Genomic DNA, 19,396 nt, shown 5'->3' on the forward strand with positions numbered 1-19,396 from the left:
AAATACGGCTATTTTGTTTATAACAATAACAACGAGGCTGTAATGAAAACCTTTACCTTAAGCGTGTTGGCACTGGCACTCATGCTAACAGGCTGCCAAAGCGCACCATCATTAAATAACAACACTAATAACACCGAAACATCGCAATTAAACACTGAGCAACACGCAACGCCTTGGTGGCAAAATGCGGTATTTTATCAAATCTGGCCACGTAGTTTTTACGACAGCGATGCTGATGGCCATGGCGATTTTAATGGTATGACCCAAAAACTCCCGTATCTGCAAGAGCTCGGCGTTAACGCATTGTGGTTAACCCCCATGTTTGAAGCACCGTCGTATCATGGCTATGATTTTACTGAATTTTACCAAGTAGAAAACGACTACGGCAGCATGGCAGAGTTTGAAGCCTTTATAAAAGCCGCTGATGATAAAGGCATGAAAGTCATACTTGATTTAGTTATTAATCATATATCAAGTAACCATGAATGGTTTCAGCGTTCAGCAAAACAACAAGCCCCTTTTGCTGATTACTTTATTTGGCGCGACGATATGCCAAAAGCCGGTAGCGGTTGGGGCCACGCATGGAGTGATAACGACAAGCCCGATGCCGTATGGCATTGGAATGAAACACGCCAGCAATATTACTACGGCGCGTTTGGTGCCAGCCAACCTGACTTAAATTTACGCCACCCTGATGTTATTGCTGAAATGGAAAAAATGGCTAAGTTTTGGCTTGATAAAGGCGTTGCAGGTTTTAGGTTAGACGCTGTGCGCTTTGCCATGGAAAGCGGCGGCAATGCACAGGCCGACACAGACGAAACCATAGCTTACTGGCAGCACTTTAATCAGTATGTAAAAAGTGTGAACCCTGAGGCGTATTTAGTAGGTGAAGCCTGGGCCGATATTCCTGTGGCAGCCAAGTATTATGGTGCAGGGAAGGGGCTTGATCAGGGCTTTGATTTTGAAGTGGGCTATAAAATACTGGGTTTGTTAAAACCAGATGCCAGTGGCGAAGCGCAATTTGGCACCATGCAATCTAACCAACAAATCAACGCAGTTGATGCCAATGTGCTCAAACAAAATTTACAGCAACGTATTGACTCAGCCGCACCGCTTGATTTTTTTGCGCCGTTTTTAACTAATCACGACCAAGAACGTATCGCTTATCAACTTGCAGAGCACGACGATAAAGCAAAACTTGCCGCTGCGATGTTATTTAGCTCCCCTGGTACACCGTATATTTATTACGGCGAAGAAATTGGCTTAACACAAGGTGGCACAGGCCATGATGTTTATAAACGTGCGCCTATGCAATGGGACAACAGCAATCAAGCCGGTTTTACCAAAGCTAAAACGAGCTGGGTTGAACAAAGTGAATTATTTGGTAAAGACTTTACCAGCTGGTGGCCTGAATTTTTAGCCGAGCAGCTTAGCGCAGGCGATCGCAATGTTAAAGTACAGCAAGCAGACTCTGATTCACTTTGGCGTTTATATCAGCACTTAATTTCGCAGAAAAAACAGCGCCCAGAGCTGGGTATAAAAGGCAGTTATGCGTTAAATCAATACGATAACGGCCTAGTTGAAATAACCCGCGAGTTAAACGGCAGTAAATCGATGTTTATACTTAATTTAACCGCTAAGTCACAAAGCATCAGCGGTATAAAACGTCAGGGGTTAACGCCTAGCTGGCAACACGACCTCAATGACGAGCAACTCGCAGCTTATGGTTTGTTGTTACTGAATAACACACTGTAAATAAAATACACACAAAAGGGGCTAACATTCGTTAGCCCCTTTTGTGTGTATACTATAATTGCATTACCCCCAAGTTATAGCGCATTTTAATGAGTCATAAGTCGCTTAACTTCCTCTGGCGTCATGGCACTTATCATGAAAATGAATATAAGATGCAATCCACCTCAGGTAGGTGTCCACGGTACGTAATGAATACTGACGTACCAACATATAATCAGCGATATAATTTAAAAATGGGGAACGCATTTTCATATCATCACCAATATTGAAGGCTGTATAAATATACAGTCTAGTTGTTTTGCTCCCATATTCAAGAAAATGAGCGCTGAGCGCACTTTCTTCTTTCTTATTATATTTAGTAGCAAGAAAAAATTTTAGCTGGCAATGAGTTAAGTTATTTGTTAAAAAAGTAATTAATAAATATATTAGCGTGACGTTGGCAGAAATGTACGCGACGAGCGCACTATAAAATTGTTATGTGTGCAGGAGCTAAAGGTTAACTTATGAATGGATTGGAAAAGTTAGAGTTCCTTGATTCTATTGCTTTAGAGCTGCAAGGACGAATGACGTTTAATGATATAGATGCATATTTCAAGGGGCATGGTGTACCTACCCAAGACGATTACCCACAAAATAGTAAGCGATCTTATTCTAAGGACATGCTTGCTAATGTCGATGAAGAAACATTATTCAAAATTGCAAATGAACTTGGTGTGCTTGGTGCTCCTTCGTCAAATCAAGTCCCAGTAAAGGAAGTAACTTTCTGGAAAACCGGTCATTTCAAACTTTTCTTAAGTCATCTGGCTACGTTTAAAGTCCAAACGTCACACTTACAGGCAGCATTAAGAAAATATGCAATTTCAAGTTTTGTAGCTCATGAAGATATTGAACCAACTAAAGAGTGGCAGCAAGAAATTGAAGCTGGTCTTCAAACGATGGACGCACTTGCCGCTATTTTAATGCCGGGCTTTAAAGAGAGTAATTGGTGTGATCAAGAGATAGGGGTTGCCGTAGGAAGGGATGTTCTTATTATTCCTATTCGAAGAGGTTTAGATCCATATGGTTTCATCGGTAAATATCAAGGTATTCAAGCCCACGGCAAAAATATCGGAGAGGTTGCAGAAGCAATATTTCAAACGTTAGTGAAAGCCCCTAAAACTAAAAACAAAATGCTTTTGGCTATTTCTGGTTCAATTGTAAATGCAACTTCACCAGAAGAGGCGTTGGATAAGGTTGCCATTATTAATTCACTAGAGTTTATTCCAGCAGATATATTAGAAAACTTAAAAGTACAAGTCGCAGACAATAAGCTTTTAACAGATTCTCAAGATTTCATAAAACAGTTAAATATTCTGCTTACTAAGTTTAAAGTTAGTAAATTACTGGTTGGTGTGCCTAGCAAGCAAAAAGAATGGGACGAAATACCGTTCTAAAAGCACACATAACAACACGCCCTGAGGTGGACACCAAGCACTAAAGCTCACTTCCCACCGCAAATTTTAACAGCTGTGATCCTTTACTTTTCAATGCCGTTAAGTAAGTTGATTCATCGTAGGGCGTGTGTGTTTTCCAGCACCTAAATAGAATTCGTATCCACTTAAATGCAAGCGCTCTGATGATGGTATTATGGGGCTTTCCTTTTGCTTCTTGTTGCCGATAATAGGCTTTGGCCCAGAATGAATAACGCACAGAGAGTCCTGCCCATTCCACAAATGTTTGCCTTAAAAATGTAGTGCACGAGTATCGCCAATGTATCCATTCCTTCTTGCCACTGCGTTCGGTAACAGGGGCAATGCCTGCGTATTTTTGTATCTCAGCAGCGCACGAATAACGGTCACGATTAGACCCCATTGCCGCTAATAATCGAGGGGCTAATTGTGGCTCCGCACCGGGTAAACTATCAAAAATAACGCGATCTTCATGTTGCCTGTAAAGTGTTTTAATTTCGTCATCAAATCGTGTTATTGCGAGCATTAGCTGTTTGAGTTGAGGAACAAGGCATTCAATAAGCAATAAATTGGGCCTGATCACAGCCATATCATCAGTGAGTATTTCAGCGTCCTTTATTTCTTTTATCCGTTTTTCATTCACGAGTGGGTAACGCGAGTTGTGTTGATTAAAAAAGTCGAGCAAGGTTTGCTTTCGTGCTTTTTTAGCTTGTGCAAGAGAAGGCCAACGTAGTAAGAAATCACAAAAGATTTGTGTGTCTTTTTCTTTAAACCAATCAATCACATGAGGATAATAATTTTTTAGCGTTGTGGATATTTTATTGGTTAAATCAACACGCTCTTGTACTAATTTACGACGATATTCGACCAGTTGCGCAAGACACCTAACGTCCTCTGAGTCAGGCCTAATAACCGTTAATTTATCCATATGAAGTTGTAAAATTTCAACTTGAATAATCGCATCGGTAGGATCATATTTCGCTCCACTGTGCGTAAATGCTGCACGGTATTTTGCGACACTGGATGGATTAATCACAAATAATACGATGTGCTTAAATTTACTGAGAGCGTATATGAGTGGGCCTTTTTTAAGCTCACACGCTACAGCAACAGGTCTGCCGTTGTAGCGGTGTTTTAACTCAAGCGCTCATGCATTAATTGACTTAGGTTCAGATGAAATGACACTTAAAAGTTGTGTGTTTGTATCGCGATTTACTTCACAAATATCGTGTTCCGCTCAAATATTCGTGACCAACAGAAGCATATTCCATGTATTAATGAGTTAGGTAAATACATTAATTAATGGAACGGAGTAACTATAAGCGCCTTAAACATCGCGGCCTGCGGCCGCTGGACTCGCAACAAGTTGCTCGCCATTTAGGCGTGCGTTAGGGCTCTATGATAATCGTGAGAGATAAAAGGCTTGAAGAGTTCAAGAAAATTCAGCATCTTCTATATGGGATCAACTATGAAGTCTGGTTAAACCTCTATGGTTCTGTCGAGTCGGACATAGGCTTGGTCGAAGCTCTTAAAAAATTGATATCAAAAGACTGCGAAGTGTCGGGTGTCTTACCCTCTTAGCCCAAGGACGCTAAATCCGAAATTATCGATATAGAACAAATAAATAAGACACCCATCTTTAATTTTGTACTAATGGGAATCTGACTCGCTTTAATTATGGTAATGGATTAACCTTCGACCAAATACTGGATAATCAGCAACGACCAGAATCTCAGACGGTTCAGCGAAGTAGCACAGCAGTATTGAGCCATTTTTATCAATATGATGATAACCACAATATTCTCACTATCCGTGACTTAGTTGAACCAGCAAAAGATGTCACGCTCACCTACGATGGCCTAGACCGATTGGATACAGCTAGCGGATTTTGGGGCAATGGTAGTTTCAGTTATGATTTATTGGGTAACGTGAAAAGTAAAGTACTCGGCAACCAAAGTCTGACTTATGCTTACAACACGAAGAACCGCCTAGCGGGTGTTACAGGAAATATAAATAGAAGTTTTGATTATGATAGCCGTGGTAATGTCATTAGTAATGGTGTGCGAGCCTTTAGCTTTAATTTGGGTAATCAGCTTATTAGTTCAGGTAGTAACAGTTATCAATACGATGGATATAATCGCCGTATTAAGAAAAGCAGTAACGGTAAAATCCAGTACACCTTCTATGATAGTACAGGGCAGCTATTGTTAACTGATGGTGACAATGGTTTAACGGAGTATTTTTATTTAGGTAATAAGCTTATTGCCAAAGAAAGTAAAGTAACAACGAGTGAAGATAGTCCTGGGTATACAGGGCATTTGGAAGATGATGATCTGCAGTTAACTTATATGCAGGCACGATACTATGATCCAGTTATCGGGCGCTTCTATTCTAATGATCCTGTAGATGCTATGTCACACCTAGGGCGTGGAAGTGTTCAAGGATTCAATAGATATAACTACGCATATAATAACCCTTATAAATATACAGACCCTGATGGAAAAGTTCCTATATTAATACCTATCGTTGTCTTTGCTCTTAAAGAAGGAGCTAGTGAAGTTGTTGAACAAACAACAGGCGTTCCGATGCCAACTGTCAAAAATGCCGGAAAAGCAATTGGTAAGCATGTCGTAAAAGCTATGGCAAGAGGTCGAGCTTCTGAAAAACGTATTTTGAATAAAATGGGTTTGGACAAAAATAATAGCAAAGTTAGTACCTCAGAAGGTAATTCTGTTCCTGACGCATTAACTGATACAATGTCCGTAGAAGTAAAAGATGTTAAAAATGTTAGTTTGACTAAACAGTTGAGAATTCAGACGCAGTCTGCCAAAGCTGAGGGTAAAACTTCTGTCTTAGTTGTAACAGATAAAAACGAAAAAATATCTGGTCCAGCTAAAGAAGCTTTTGATGTTATTATTAAAGAAAAAGATCTTAATTAAAGAATGAAAGTTTACGCATATTTTGAAAAACAAAATCTATTCAACTTAATTCAAGCGTTGCAAGAGCTAGACTCCTGCAATGCTCTAACGATCGGTGAATCAGAAAAGGCCAACAAGTCAGATGTTTGTTTGGGCGAACACGCTAAAGTTGAAAGCTTTATTAATACCCATAAAGAAGGATTCTTTCTGCACTCCAACAGTGGTCTTTATGACGTTTCATTGCACGATAATAATTTTTCAACTATTTGCTTTTTTTCTAGTGAAACAATAGATGATGTTTGTATTGAGAAAATACTGACGGCATACGCTAACGCTAATGTAGAATTTGGATATGCCGCAGAAGAAGAAGAATATGAATATAGAAATAGAATTAAAGTTGAAGTCGCTGGCAGTGAAGTAGAGGCTTGGGTAGGTCGGAACTTGTCTAGGTACTTATCTGGATTTTATTATTACACGCTTATTTCCTCTAAACAGCTTAATAAAAAAGAGATAGATAGTGAGGTTTTAAAAGTAAATGCGGTCAGTAGTTTGAACATCAACGAACACTCGATACTTTACAAATTTTTTGAAAATCCAGCATTATGGCAGTCTGAAAAAGACAGGATTGATGATATGTGCCGAACATCTAACAATGTCTTTTGTAAGAAAGATGTAGAAGCTGAGGCGCATAAAGCAAGAAATGTAATGGAGTTTATTATGAAAACTAGAGAATGGAATTAAAAACTTCAGCAAAGCTCTGTGAATCCAAGCCTCGCATTCGCGGGGCTAAGGGTAATTCAGTCTTGAATTATCTTTCTTCAGAGAAAAATAGGGCGTAAAAAAGGACAGGCACATTTTTTTTGCAAAAATCATAGTATCAACTACTGTTATTATATACAGTGCTAATGAAGTTGATATGTATGACCCGGGCAAGAAAAAAGCTTATTGATTTAGCATCGACATCTTATTATCACTTAATCTCACGATGCGTGAGACGAGAAAAATAGGACAGGCGCATTTTTTTGCAAATTTTTTGCAAAATCCATAGTATCAACTACTGTTTTTATATACAGTTTAACAGGAGTTGCTATGTATGACCCGGGCAAGAAAAAAGCTTATTGATTTAGCGTCCACATCTTATTATCACTTAATTTCACGATGCGTTAGGCGAGCGTTTTTGTGTGGTGATGATAAATACACAGGTAAAAACTTTGATCACCGTAGAGTGTGGTTAGTAGAGCGAATTAAGTTACTAAGTAGCGTTTTCGCTATAGAGATAGCTGCCTACGCGATTATGAGCAATTACTACCATCGTGTTGTGAACGTCAATAGGCGACAAGCACTTGATTGGTCTGATGATGAAGTAATTGAACGCTGGTATCAACTTTATAACGGCCATGTTTTAGTTGATCGTTACTTAAATGGTGAGCAGCTAGATAAGGCGAGTGTGCTCTTTTTTGATGAGATCATCGCTAAATGGCGCGCAAGGCTTTATGACATCAGCTGGTATATGAAAAACCTTAATGAATACATTGCTCGCGAAGCCAATAAAGAAGATAACTGCACGGGTAAATTTTATTCGCTGCCATCCTTGGCGCTCACCCTTCGGGCTGCCTGACGGCATTCAAATTTATTCCTTATAAATTTGTGGGAAGGGCGCATTACTTATAAAGAATAGTCGCAAGCATTATTAGATGAAACCGCAGTGCTCAGTTGCATGGCCTACGTTGATTTGAACCCTATCAGAGCAAACACAGCCGATACGCTTGAAGACAGTGATTTAACCTCAATTCAAGAACGTAAAGCGCACTTTAAAGCCTTTACCACAGACACGGTTAAAGCAGCAAGTCGCTAGAAATGATGTAAAATGGTACAAAGGCGCAGGCTGAACAGTTGCATCTTGATTGGTTTGTTTAAAAAACACGATGTTAAATAAAGTGATGACCTAGCTTTGCCTTTATTTGCCTAAAACTCCTTCCAAGCCACTGAATTCTCAGTTTTGTAACTAACAGTGTGCAAAAAAATAATGATACGGTTACCCACAACGGAAGAGGTGCTAAATTTTCTGACACATAATATGTGTCTGTCCTTTTTATTTGTGTATGTCCTTTTTATTCTAGAAACACTGCAAAACACGATACATTAAGAAAGGGAAGTGCTTATCCACTCAAAGACGTCACTCTAACACCTTGCAAAAAACAATTAAAACATAGCTAAGTCCTCTTTATTTTACGTGAAATAGCAGTAACTGATTGAATCAAAATAGGAACTCAGCTATGGTCGGTACATCAATAAAAATAAATTTAAAACGAGTAATTCTATAGGCTCGTTATATTTTTTATTTAATTTGGTCGTAAACTGAATTTTTTAAATACAAAAAGGGAAGGTAGAATGCATAAAACAATAAAAATAATGATTATAGGGATTACTGCTATATATATTTCAGGTTGTTCTTTCCATGCCTCAAAATATGGCGCATCGTTTGAAAATATAGAAACACTTAAAAATTATAAGGGTGTACAAGTTGCTGTTAAGCCATTTACATCAGTAAAGCCAGGACAAAGTGGCATATCATGTAGAGGAGCTGGCTCAGTTGAGACTCCTAATAAAGAGTCTTTTGAAAGTTACATTCACAGTGCATTTGTTTCAGAGTTGAAAGTTGCAGGTGTATACGAAGAGCAATCGGAGATTATTTTAAATGGACATTTTACTGAAATAGACTTCAACTCCAATATAGGCAATGGGAAATGGATGTTTGAACTTACGGCATCATCAAACAATGATAACGCTGTGAAAATATCGACCAGACATGAGTTTTCAACCAATTGGGTCGCAGATAAAGCCTGTCAACAAGTTGCTCAAGAATTTTCACCTGCTGTTCAGCTTTTGATTCGCGATTTAATTACACACCCTAAATTTAAAGAGTTAATTGCTCCTGTAAAAACAGAGCTAGTCACAAAAATATAGCATATATTGATCTTAACTACTGTCATTAGACATTAGAGTTTTTTTGGCCGTCTTCATACCGTGACGGTCAAATTTAAATCAAGTAATTGGCTTGATATATGCTCTAGCGAATTATGAAACATCTAATCAAACTATATCTTGTTTTGCTCATGATAGGCTGTGCTTCAACCATGAAGCATTAACTACCTGGAGGAAGTTCTCAACTAGAAAGGTTGTGGATTTTAACGAGAAATCTGATGTTCCAAAGTGGGTTAGTAAGAATAAGAGTATAATTGAATCACATTTATTTGTTTGCGAAACTTGTTTTGGTCAAAAAGTGCAGGTACATATAAACCTTGAAGATAATGGTTATCTAAATTTTTCTAAGTTGTGTGTTCTACAGGCTAAAAAGAGCTAGAAAAAGAAGCGTTAAAAGCTATTTAAGTATAGGAACCGTTTGATATTTCAAATATAAGTAAAGCAGACAAAAAAGTAGTGATAAATATAGTCTTTACCTACGCTCCAGAAAAGAGCAGATAATCGGTTAGCCTGAGCTTTCTAATCCCTAGCCCAACAACATCTATGATGCGCTTTTAATTAACAGGAAGTGCAGTGGATGGTTCATCTTCCGTAATAAATATTATTCTAAACCTACGGTTAACTTGTTAGATAAAATCATGGTCAAAATAGACTGTCAATGAGGCAATGACAACCTTTTATATTTTACGTAAATCGAAGTAACCGATTGAATCAAAATAGGAACTCGCCTATGGTTAAACTATCAATAAAAATAAATTAAATACGAGTTATTCTACAGATTGATTATGGCTTACTAAAAATAGTTGCAAGGATGGTGAAATGGTTAGGTTTTATCTGGTACTTACTTTATTAGGCATTTTATTGCCCTATGGCGCATTTGTTCCTTGGGTAGTTACAAATGGCTTAGATCTTGGTCTCTTGTTTAATGATGCGGTGACAAATTCTATCAGCGTATTTGCTTGGCTTGATGTTGTAGTGTCTGCCGTTGTTTTGTTGGTTTTTATCATTGTCGATGGTCGCAGAAATAAAGTGACATATCGATATTTTGCTGTGCTGGGCACGTTGTTTGTGGGTGTGTCGTTTGGGCTTCCACTTTATCTTTATCTCAAAGAAAAGCAGTCCCTTGAATCACAGCCCTAACAAATAAGTTATGGCGTTAATAGTTATCTTCAAGTATCTGGCGGTTTTTATATTTTATTACTTATTGGTACTGAATTTAAAATCGCCATAATTTTCCAGATGTAAGCAATGGGACGTAGTTACTGGTGGTAGCCCTATTTTTAGCGCTATTGGTACTTCAATGGTGTTATTTATTTCGATACTAATGCCATTTATAGTGCTTTGTATCATTGATATTAAATGCAAAAAGCGGATAGAACTTTTTTACTTTTATAAATGCCATGCTGCTGGTCGGATCTGTAAAAGGCGTTAATTAAAGTAAAAAGCCTTTTTAAAATCTAAAACATAAGATTACACATTCATGGCTTTTTGTTTCCTAGCGCTATCTATTTTATGCGTTTTTCCATTTTGTAAGATAGTAATTTTACGCCAACCAATTTGGCAATACTTACTGCTGCTAAGTGTTATAACTGCCTATTATCAGGAATATATAAACTTATACGCAGTTATTGTTATTGTGTTTTATTTAGGCTTATTGCACTTTTCGGTATCTGCAACCTCTGCGTTAATACGCAGCATCTCAACGCCTTTGTTTGTAATAGCCTCACTTGGTTTAGCCTTACATTGGTTCCCCGGTTTTAATAACCAGCCTATTGTTGTTAATGAACAGCTTACTAGCAATGCGATTACATTTACCCTGTATGCTAATTTCGATAAAGCATTAGCGGGTTTGATGCTGAGCGCTTATTTTTTTACAAAAAATAAAACGCTAAAACCAATAATGGTAGGGCATCCACTTTTGATTATTGCTATCACGATTTTAGCTGCACTCATCACTGCTTTAATATTGGGCCTTATGGAGTTTGCGCCTAAAGTACCCGAATTTTGGTTTTTATTTATAGCAATTAATCTATTTTTTACCTGCGTTGCAGAAGAGGCGTTATTTAGAGGGATAATACAAACTAAGCTTTCGAAAGTGATAATCTCGGCTCGGTTTGCATTACTAGCGCCTGTGATCACTACTGGTTTATTTTCACTCGCACACTTTTCAGCTGGAGCTAGTTACATGCTAGTGGCAGCTGTTGCAGGTTTTGGCTATGGATACATTTTTTATAAAACTCAGCGTTTAGAGTGGGCTATTTTATGCCATTGGTTCGTTAATGTGTTTCACTTTTTCTTATTTACTTACCCTATGCTTGCAACACCCTCTTATTAAATAACTATATGCTATCAATTACTGATGGTGTCATTTAAGTTCATGATTTGATATGAAATAACTAAAAAATGTTGTTCTGAGCATCACAGACAACATTGCTATTTATTGCTACGACTACTGCTTATCCGTCTCTGGGCTTACAAAAGGAAATGTCATCTACTTAAAAGCAGATTCACAACATGCCCATGATTTTTAAGGAGAAATTATTTTCAAAGGCTGTGTTAAATATAGAAGTTAAGTACTGGGTTGAGGTAGAAAACGATCTTAATACAAAATTCGTTAATCTTCCCTGCAGTGAATAATTTACTTGAATTTATTGTGCAAATATTAGTTATCAATAAGTGATCGAGAGTTAAACTAGCTCCGAATCTTCGCTTACTTGAGGTTATTTGCTCAGCTTTAGAAACTCGATATAGCTCATAAGTAAGAAACGTTTAAATGTCTTTATCATGATAAAAAATAGCCTTATTTGGTAAATATCATTAAAAACGATCCATCAGCGTGATAATGGACATTAATAAACTGCTTGACATAATATGTCGAGGTGTTTACTTTTAATACATCAAACTGAAAGGGAAGTGTAAATGGAACTTTGGAATTTTTTTACGAACTTTATCGTGCAGTCTATCGCCTTTTTTACTCAAGAAGTCGGGCTAAGCCAAGCTTTAGCTATTATTTTATTTACACTAATTGGTCGCTTAGTTTTAATGCCGATTAACTTGTTAGCGATGGCCAAAACAGTTAGTAACAAAAAGGCGATAGCTGTATTAAAGCCTGAGCTTGATGAAATAAAAAACAAATATAAAGATCAACCCAGTGCAATAGCTAAATCTACAATGGCGCTCTATAAAAAGCACAACATTAAATTTATTGATAAAAAGAGTGTGTTAAATATGGCAGGTCAAGGTTTATTTGGCTTTGGTACGTTTCAAGCTCTTCAACAAATCGTGTTTAATAGTAAGTTTGCGTGGATTGCGAGCATAGCAAAACCCGATATTGCACTTTCATTGTTGGTGGGTGTGATCACTTATTTTTCTATGGCGATGATGCCTGGAACTGCTGAGCAAACCAGTACCTTATTATTTATTATTCCAGCTGTGATTTGTGTTATTACCTTAATAAACTTCCCCTCTGCTATTGGTTTATATTGGGCAACATCAAGTGGTACAAGTTTATTGCAATCTTTATTACTCAATAATTACTTTCAAAATAAAACAGCCGGTAAAACTATTTAGTTTTAACGTATGAAAATAATATTTTTTGGCTGTTTCAATAGCCTAAAAAGTAATTGGACTATTGAAAAGCTTATGAGCAGGGGTTAATAAACGACTGCCTTTACTGTTCATTTTTCAAATTAGCTGGTTCTAATAAACTAAACGTCGGTAAGCGCCATTTGAAGCGTACCGATGCCATACGTATTAAATACCCTACAACTAGGCTTGTAATAACGCTGATGTTGTCATCAATGTTGTAGTGGTGTAGTGCTAGATATAAACAAGCTACAATCAGCGCTACGCTGGCGTAAAGCTCATGATGTAATACTAGCGGCGCTTGGCGACAAATTAAATCACGTAATAATCCACCAAATACGCCGGTAACAATAGCAGCGACTACACAAATACCATAGTGCAAACCCATATTAAGCCCTACTTGGCAGCCAATAATACTAAATGCGGCAAGCCCAAGGGCATCTAAACGCATAAAAATGCCTTTAAATTTAACCACCCATTTTGCAAGCCAAGTTGTAATAATACCGGCAACGCAGGTGATCAATAAATATTCTGGATGTTTTACCCAAGTTAAAGGGTAATTGCCAAGTAAAATATCGCGTACGCTGCCACCACCAATTGCAGTGGCACTAGCTACTAACATAACCCCAAACCAATCCATGTTTCTGCGCCCAGCACTCAGCGCACCGGTCATGGCTTCGGCTGTAATACCAATAATATAAACAATAGTTAATAGCATAAGATATTCACTTGAATTTTTAAGAGCAAAAATAAAAGTGCGATTGTAGAGAGAAAGTAATAAAAAGACGAGTGAGAAATTACACTAAAAATGCTCAGTTTCAGATAAAAAAAACTAATGTGAAATTAACGTGTGAATTGGCTGTTAATAGCACGTTTACCTAGCGTGTAATTATAAAAAAATAAGGACAAAAGACCGTAAATAATGTAATAAAATATATGTAGTTAGCTAGAACCTCGTGCAATTAATCGTGGCGTTAGTAGGGTGCTTTGTACTTGTTCACCACGAATTAGTTTTAGTAAGTTTTCAACTAGCATTTGTCCTGCAATTGTGGTGTTTTGCTCTATGGTTGTGAGTGGCGGGTTTACATAGCTGGCAATCGAAATATTATCAAAACCTATCACGGCTACATCTTTTGGCACGTTAATATTGGCTTCTTTTAAAGCGCGTATTGCACCTATAGCAATCAGATCGCTAGCTGCGAAAAGGGCATTAAAGGTAATATTGTTGGCAATAAGCGAACGTGTGGCATGATAACCAGACTCTTCGGTCGAAATCGCATTCGCTATTTTTCGCTCGCTTAAGGTAATAGCATGTTGTTTTAACTTGTCTTTAAAGCCATTAAAACGGGCAAAAAATTCAGGGCTATGATCAGATGCATCACCAATAAAAGCGCAGTCTGTGCGGTTTTGGGCAATTAAATGCGTAGCAGCAAGTTGGCCGCCGCCATAGTTATCACAGCTAATTGTTAAATCGGCACGATTATCTACCGTTGCTCCCCAGCATACAAATTTGGTGTTTTGTTCAAGCAAGGTATTAAACTTAGGCTGAAAATCAATGTAATCGCCATAACCTAATAAAATAATACCATCAGCACGGTGACTGTCTTCGTAGTCCGCTTGCCAATCTGAGCTTGCAGATTGAAACGATACCAATAAGTCATACCCTTCTTTTGCGCAAGCACGCGTTATGCTGCCCAGCATCGCTAAAAAGAACGGATTGATTTGTGATTCATCTGCTGTGGGATCTTCAAACAGTAACAAAGCCAATGTACTACTTTGTTGAGTTCGAAGGTTACTCGCATTTTTATCTACTTTGTAGTTAAGCTGTTTGGCTACCTCAAAAACACGTTTGCGGGTTTCTTCATTAACCAATGGACTGTTGCGCAAGGCGCGCGAGACAGTGGATTGTGATACCCCTGCGTAGTGTGCAATGTCAAACGATGTAGCTTTACCTTTCATACACAACCTAACTATTTCAATTAACTAAAGTGCAAATAACTCGTGTCATTCTCGTTTATTTGCTGATTTTTACAAGCTATTTATCAGTAATTTATCAGTAATCTAAAATTTTTATTGATTCAACCCTGACACCGGTGTCATAATGCGGGTGTTTTATCATTTTGTTGTCAAAACGTATTGGCTGCCCATTTAGTTGGGCAGCATTTTTTATACTAGAGTAACTACTTTGAGGTGATAGCTCAAAGTTTATCTCATAGCGATAGCAAGACCATTGAAATTAAAATAATAAGCACGGTTATAGCTAAGTATATAAACCGCTTAGACAAAAGAGAAAACACGATGAACTCCAAGCCAAATTCAGAATTCGATCCTATCTTAGTGGCCGACATCGGCGGCACTAATGCCCGTTTTGCTTTAATTACTGCTTTTAACCTACAAGAAAAACAATTCGTTATTGAGCATAATATCATTTTCCCCAGTGCCAATTTTGGTTCATTGGAAGCGGCAATAACGCATTATTTATCTCAAGTTAGTCATATTCAACCTCGACGCGCGTGTTTAGCCGTGGCTGGACCGATAAAAGCAGGCCAAGTACATTTAACTAATTTAGGTTGGCACTTTAGTGTCGAACAAGTAAAAGCTGAGTTTAATTTAGCTCAACTGGAAGTGATCAACGATTTTGCTGCGTTTGCCTATGCAGCACCTTATTTAGATCCACAACAAAACATTGCAGTTAAAGCAGGACAAGCCGATACTGATGCAAATATTGCAGTCATGGGTCCGGGCACTGGTTTTGGTGCGGCGTGTTTAGTGCGTACTAGCCAATCACGTGCTGTTTTGAGTTGTGAAGGTGGGCATATAACGTTGGCGTCAGTGAGTGAATTAGATACTCAGCTGATCATCGAGTTACGTAAGCTATTGCCACATGTATCGGTCGAAACAGTATTTTCAGGGCCGGGTATTGCTCATTTGTATCAAGCCATGGCAGCTGTAAAAGGTGTCGATGCTAAGAATTTAACCGCTGCACAAATTAGCGAATTAGCAAATAGTGGTGAATGTGCCATTTGCGATGCTACGTTAAATCAATTTTGTGATTGGATTGGCAGTGTCGCAGGCGATTTAGCACTGGCATTTGGTGCGTTAGGTGGTGTGTATATTGGTGGCGGTATTTTACCGCGTATGCAAGCTCGTTTACTTGCTAGTCGTTTTGTTGAGCGTTTTGGTGCTAAAGGGATCATGTCGCAGTATGTGAGCCAAATACCAGTGACGTTAGTCACACAAGATAATATTCCACTTATTGGTGCTGCTGCATGTTTGCACGTCAATGAGCAGTCATAATACATCGCTCATAGGGGTGTTATTGGGAAGGTTGGATGAAGAAAGTTACAATAAATAGTGTTGCAAGTTATGCTGGGGTCTCTAAAAAAACCGTGTCTCGGGTTTTAAATAATGAACCTAATGTTAGTGATGCAACCCGTGAAAAAGTTCTTAAGGTTTTTAAAGAGCTAGATTACACTCCTAACCCGATCGCCCGCGGTTTGGCGCAAAATCGTAGTTTTATTATTGGTTGCATTTACGATAACCCGAGTAAAAGTTATATCACCCGGGTGCAAACTGGTGCGCTTGCTGCGTGTCAAGAAAACAACTATAACTTGTTGATCCACCCATGTGATTTACGTGGTGATGCGTTGATCAGTAATATTGAGCATTTACTACAATCTTCTCGTCTTGATGGCTTGGTATTGACGCCGCCATTTTCAGATTTTAAGGTATTAGTCGATTTTCTCAAAAGTAAAAAAATTCCGTATGCACGAGTTGCATCAGCAGTGCTTGAAGACGATTCAATTTCAGTACGCAGTAATGATGAGCAGGGCGCATTTGAGATCACTGAGCACTTAATTAAGCTTGGTCATAAAGCGATCGCGTTTATTAAAGGCCACCCAGATCACAGTGCCACTGAGCAGCGTTTCAAAGGTTATCGCAGAGCACTTAGTACGCACGGCATTGAATTTAATGAACGTTTGGTTGAAGAGGGTAACTTTAGTTATCATTCTGGGGTCGATAGTGCGCGCAGCATTTTAGACTTAACCCCACGTCCAACCGCGGTATTTGCATCAAATGATTACATGGCTGCGGCGGTATTAAAATTGGCAACACAACGTCAATTTAAAGTACCCGATGATATTTCTATCGCGGGTTTTGATAATGCGCCAATTGCTCGTCATATTTGGCCTGGTCTTACTACCATAGCGCAACCGGTTGAAGAAATGACTAAACAAGCGGTTACTAAACTGATTGAGCATATTGGTGATCCGCAAGAGCAACCGTATCAGGTTACGCTTGAAGCGCGATTAATCACACGCGAGTCTACCGCACAAGTTAGATAAAGGCTTTTCACAGTTGCCCGAGTTTGAGTGACGCTTACTCGGGCATTTTTTTGCTTAACAAAGCAGTCTGCATGTTGTTGCTATATGGGTTTTATTATCCGCTCATAGGTACTTACGATTGATATGATTTCGCTTATAAAAACATATTATAATCAATGCATTAAAGTAAAAACTCCTCACATTTTCTAGCACTCCAGCAACACAATTTAGTGACCAAGCTAGATCCCCTTATGAAAAATTATTTTCGTTCATTATTTGGTCATTTAAAATATTTAAACTAAATTTATAGGATAGGGTTGACACCGGTGTCACAGTCATGCGTTAATACAGTGACACCGGTGTCAGGTTGATTGTGAGAGACAACCTGCCAACGTATACCTTTGAACGGGTAAATCAAAGATGCTCAGTGCAAGTTCATTCGTGGAGTATGCACTTGCCACTGAGCCTTTATCCTCTAACCTTAGAGATGAGTCGAATTTTATGTTACATCCTCGTATTCAAGAAGTCACCGAACGCGTCATTGAACGCAGTAAAGCTACTCGCCAAGCCTATTTAGAACGCATCAATCATGCAAAAAAACAAACAAGAGTTCGTTCTGGTTTAGGTTGTGGCAATATCGCCCATGTTATGGCTGCGTGTAGCAGTGATGATAAAGCACGTTTAAAAGCTGATGAGCAACCAAACTTAGCGATTATCAATTCATATAACGATATGCTATCTGCGCACGTGCCATACAAAGATTATCCAGATTTAATTAAAGACATTGCTACAAAGTACGATGCCACAGCTCAAGTTGCAGGCGGCGTGCCAGCCATGTGTGATGGCGTAACTCAGGGCCGTGATGGCATGGAGTTATCACTTTTTTCTCGTGATGTAATTGCGATGTCGACAGCTATTTCATTATCACACGATGTGTTTGATGGCGTATTTTGCTTAGGTGTGTGTGACAAAATTGTCCCTGGTCTATTAATTGGTGCTTTATCATTTGGTCATCTACCGGTGTACTTTTTGCCAGCAGGCCCGATGCAGTCAGGCATTCCAAATAAAGAAAAAGCCCGTATTCGTCAAAAGTTTGCTCAAGGCTTAGTAAGCCGTGATGAGCTTTTAGAAGCGGAGAGTGCGTCTTATCACAGCGCGGGTACTTGTACGTTTTACGGTACTGCAAACAGTAACCAAATGTTGATGGAAATTATGGGCTTGCACCTTCCTGGTAGCTCGTTCATCAATCCATATACAGAGTTGCGTGATGGTTTAACCGGTAATGCGGTAGAAACCATGCTTAAACAATTGATTCAAAGTAAAGATGCTAATTGCTTAGCGGATGTTGTAACTGAAAAAACCATTATTAATGGTTTAGTTGGTTTGTTAGCAACGGGTGGCTCTACGAATCATGCAATTCACTTAGTGGCAATTGCCAAAGCGGCAGGCGTTGAGCTGACATGGAAAGATATGTCGGATTTATCAGAAGTGGTGCCACTGCTAACACGTATTTATCCAAATGGTTCTGCTGATGTAAATCATTTCCAAGCAGCCGGCGGCATGGGTTTCCTTATGAGAGAACTCGTTGGTGCAGGGTTCTTGCACAATGACGTTAAAACCATTGTTGGCGAAGGTCTCGAGGCGTATACCCAAGAACCACGTTTAGATACTGACAGTAACCTGATCATGACGAGCGCAACAGGCCCAAGCAAAGTTAAATGGGTACCGTGTCCAGAGAATTCATTAGACGAAGATGTACTTCGTCCAATTGACAACCCATTCAGTAAACAAGGTGGCTTACAGTTACTAACTGGTAACTTAGGTAAAGCCGTGATCAAAGTGTCTGCGGTTGCAGTTGAACATCAAGTTGTTACAGCACCAGCAAAAGTTTTTGCTTCACAAAGTGCATTACAAGAAGCCTATACACGCGGTGAGCTAAACCAAGACTTTATTGCTGTACTGAAAGAGCAAGGTCCAAAAGCCAAAGGCATGCCAGAGCTGCATAAGCTCACGCCAGTAATGGCAACCTTGCAAGATGAAGGTTACAAAGTAGCGATCGTAACTGATGGTCGTATGTCAGGCGCATCAGGTAAAGTGCCAGCGGCAATCCACTTAGCACCAGAGGCTGTTGAAGGCGGCATTATTGCTAAGATTCAGGAAGGTGATTTAATTACTCTTGATGCACCAGCAGGTATCTTAAAAGTACATGTAAGTGATGAAGAATTAGCACAACGTGAATTACAACTTAGCGTACCTAGCTTAACGTTTGGTACGGGCCGAGAGTTGTTCACCGGATTTAGAAATATCGTAAGTAGCGCAGACATGGGCGCTAGCGCCTTTGGAATAGAATAATAATTCGCCAAACTGGGTATGAGGAACA

The 19,396-nt window shown here is 38.9% G+C and carries 15 protein-coding genes and 2 pseudogenes; 12 read left to right on the top strand and 5 right to left on the bottom strand.

Annotated features, from left to right (window positions below; translation table 11 throughout):
• Nucleotides 1-42 precede the first annotated feature (42 nt).
• On the top strand, nucleotides 43-1,755 hold the full coding sequence (locus H5163_RS11830; protein ID WP_182735202.1) for an alpha-amylase family glycosyl hydrolase: 1,713 nt from the start codon (nucleotides 43-45) through the stop codon (nucleotides 1,753-1,755).
• A gap of 105 nt (nucleotides 1,756-1,860) precedes the next feature.
• Here H5163_RS11830 and H5163_RS11835 read toward each other — a convergent pair whose 3' ends face one another.
• Nucleotides 1,861-2,007: a phage integrase N-terminal SAM-like domain-containing protein gene (locus H5163_RS11835; protein WP_259398287.1), complete on the bottom strand. Its 147-nt coding sequence runs from the start codon at nucleotides 2,005-2,007 to the stop codon at nucleotides 1,861-1,863.
• A gap of 251 nt (nucleotides 2,008-2,258) precedes the next feature.
• Between H5163_RS11835 and H5163_RS11840 the strand changes: the two genes are divergently transcribed.
• Nucleotides 2,259-3,188, top strand: coding sequence for a toll/interleukin-1 receptor domain-containing protein (locus H5163_RS11840; protein WP_182735203.1), 930 nt, complete (start codon nucleotides 2,259-2,261; stop codon nucleotides 3,186-3,188).
• 40 nt (nucleotides 3,189-3,228) lie between these two features.
• On the opposite strand, the gene H5163_RS21345 is transcribed toward H5163_RS11840, so the two are convergent.
• Both H5163_RS21345 and H5163_RS21350 read right to left on the bottom strand, forming a co-directional pair.
• On the bottom strand, nucleotides 3,229-3,792 hold the full coding sequence (locus H5163_RS21345) for a transposase (protein WP_310736646.1): 564 nt from the start codon (nucleotides 3,790-3,792) through the stop codon (nucleotides 3,229-3,231).
• Nucleotides 3,793-4,002: 210 nt separating this feature from the next.
• Nucleotides 4,003-4,299 (bottom strand): annotated as a pseudogene (locus H5163_RS21350) (transposase); the annotation flags it as partial.
• A gap of 667 nt (nucleotides 4,300-4,966) precedes the next feature.
• Here H5163_RS21350 and H5163_RS11850 point away from each other — a divergent pair.
• The 7 genes and pseudogenes from H5163_RS11850 (at nucleotide 4,967) to H5163_RS11885 (ending at nucleotide 12,676) form a co-directional block, all read left to right on the top strand.
• Complete coding sequence (locus H5163_RS11850) at nucleotides 4,967-6,142, top strand: RHS repeat-associated core domain-containing protein (RefSeq protein ID WP_182735204.1); 1,176 nt, start codon at nucleotides 4,967-4,969, stop codon at nucleotides 6,140-6,142.
• Nucleotides 6,143-6,145: 3 nt separating this feature from the next.
• Nucleotides 6,146-6,862, top strand: coding sequence for a hypothetical protein (locus H5163_RS11855; protein ID WP_182732678.1), 717 nt, complete (start codon nucleotides 6,146-6,148; stop codon nucleotides 6,860-6,862).
• Between the two features lie 352 nt (nucleotides 6,863-7,214).
• Nucleotides 7,215-7,964 (top strand): annotated as a pseudogene (locus H5163_RS11860) (hypothetical protein); the annotation flags it as partial.
• Between the two features lie 548 nt (nucleotides 7,965-8,512).
• A complete protein-coding gene (locus H5163_RS11870; RefSeq protein WP_182735207.1) occupies nucleotides 8,513-9,088 on the top strand; it encodes a hypothetical protein in 576 nt (191 codons plus the stop codon).
• A gap of 837 nt (nucleotides 9,089-9,925) precedes the next feature.
• Entirely contained in the window at nucleotides 9,926-10,246 is a 321-nt protein-coding gene (locus H5163_RS11875) for a DUF2834 domain-containing protein (RefSeq protein ID WP_145233452.1), read from the top strand.
• A gap of 340 nt (nucleotides 10,247-10,586) precedes the next feature.
• A complete protein-coding gene (locus tag H5163_RS11880) occupies nucleotides 10,587-11,441 on the top strand; it encodes a CPBP family intramembrane glutamic endopeptidase (protein ID WP_182735208.1) in 855 nt (284 codons plus the stop codon).
• A 584-nt stretch (nucleotides 11,442-12,025) separates the two neighbouring features.
• Nucleotides 12,026-12,676, top strand: coding sequence for a membrane protein insertase YidC (locus H5163_RS11885; RefSeq protein ID WP_182735209.1), 651 nt, complete (start codon nucleotides 12,026-12,028; stop codon nucleotides 12,674-12,676).
• 100 nt (nucleotides 12,677-12,776) lie between these two features.
• On the opposite strand, the gene H5163_RS11890 is transcribed toward H5163_RS11885, so the two are convergent.
• Together H5163_RS11890 and H5163_RS11895 are read right to left on the bottom strand one after the other, a co-directional pair.
• Nucleotides 12,777-13,409, bottom strand: coding sequence for a trimeric intracellular cation channel family protein (locus tag H5163_RS11890; protein WP_145233460.1), 633 nt, complete (start codon nucleotides 13,407-13,409; stop codon nucleotides 12,777-12,779).
• A gap of 224 nt (nucleotides 13,410-13,633) precedes the next feature.
• Nucleotides 13,634-14,650 (bottom strand): LacI family DNA-binding transcriptional regulator, encoded by a 1,017-nt coding sequence (locus H5163_RS11895; protein WP_145233462.1) that lies wholly within the window; start codon nucleotides 14,648-14,650, stop codon nucleotides 13,634-13,636.
• Between the two features lie 339 nt (nucleotides 14,651-14,989).
• Here H5163_RS11895 and glk point away from each other — a divergent pair, with 339 nt between their 5' ends.
• The 3 genes from glk to edd all read left to right on the top strand — a co-directional run bounded on the left by glk (nucleotide 14,990) and on the right by edd (nucleotide 19,368).
• On the top strand, nucleotides 14,990-15,988 hold the full coding sequence (gene glk, locus H5163_RS11900) for a glucokinase (protein WP_145233464.1): 999 nt from the start codon (nucleotides 14,990-14,992) through the stop codon (nucleotides 15,986-15,988).
• Nucleotides 15,989-16,023: 35 nt separating this feature from the next.
• Entirely contained in the window at nucleotides 16,024-17,037 is a 1,014-nt protein-coding gene (locus H5163_RS11905; RefSeq protein ID WP_145233466.1) for a LacI family DNA-binding transcriptional regulator, read from the top strand.
• A gap of 480 nt (nucleotides 17,038-17,517) precedes the next feature.
• Nucleotides 17,518-19,368, top strand: coding sequence for a phosphogluconate dehydratase (gene edd / locus H5163_RS11910; protein WP_145233468.1), 1,851 nt, complete (start codon nucleotides 17,518-17,520; stop codon nucleotides 19,366-19,368).
• The last annotated feature ends 28 nt before the right edge of the window (nucleotides 19,369-19,396 follow it).

The organism is Pseudoalteromonas sp. SG44-8 (genome assembly GCF_014164125.1).
Lineage (GTDB): Bacteria > Pseudomonadota > Gammaproteobacteria > Enterobacterales > Alteromonadaceae > Pseudoalteromonas > Pseudoalteromonas rhizosphaerae.

Bases quoted from the DNA above. Each gene is read 5' to 3' on its own strand.
- H5163_RS11830 (WP_182735202.1), top strand. From the start codon at position 43: ATGAAAACCTTTACCTTAAGCGTGTTGGCACTGGCACTCATGCTAACA.
- H5163_RS11835 (WP_259398287.1), bottom strand. From the start codon at position 2,007: ATGAAAATGCGTTCCCCATTTTTAAATTATATCGCTGATTATATGTTG.
- H5163_RS11840 (WP_182735203.1), top strand. From the start codon at position 2,259: ATGAATGGATTGGAAAAGTTAGAGTTCCTTGATTCTATTGCTTTAGAG.
- H5163_RS21345 (WP_310736646.1), bottom strand. From the start codon at position 3,792: ATGGCTGTGATCAGGCCCAATTTATTGCTTATTGAATGCCTTGTTCCT.
- H5163_RS11855 (WP_182732678.1), top strand. From the start codon at position 6,146: ATGAAAGTTTACGCATATTTTGAAAAACAAAATCTATTCAACTTAATT.
- H5163_RS11870 (WP_182735207.1), top strand. From the start codon at position 8,513: ATGCATAAAACAATAAAAATAATGATTATAGGGATTACTGCTATATAT.
- H5163_RS11875 (WP_145233452.1), top strand. From the start codon at position 9,926: ATGGTTAGGTTTTATCTGGTACTTACTTTATTAGGCATTTTATTGCCC.
- H5163_RS11880 (WP_182735208.1), top strand. From the start codon at position 10,587: ATGGCTTTTTGTTTCCTAGCGCTATCTATTTTATGCGTTTTTCCATTT.
- H5163_RS11885 (WP_182735209.1), top strand. From the start codon at position 12,026: ATGGAACTTTGGAATTTTTTTACGAACTTTATCGTGCAGTCTATCGCC.
- H5163_RS11890 (WP_145233460.1), bottom strand. From the start codon at position 13,409: ATGCTATTAACTATTGTTTATATTATTGGTATTACAGCCGAAGCCATG.
- H5163_RS11895 (WP_145233462.1), bottom strand. From the start codon at position 14,650: ATGAAAGGTAAAGCTACATCGTTTGACATTGCACACTACGCAGGGGTA.
- glk (WP_145233464.1), top strand. From the start codon at position 14,990: ATGAACTCCAAGCCAAATTCAGAATTCGATCCTATCTTAGTGGCCGAC.
- H5163_RS11905 (WP_145233466.1), top strand. From the start codon at position 16,024: ATGAAGAAAGTTACAATAAATAGTGTTGCAAGTTATGCTGGGGTCTCT.
- edd (WP_145233468.1), top strand. From the start codon at position 17,518: ATGTTACATCCTCGTATTCAAGAAGTCACCGAACGCGTCATTGAACGC.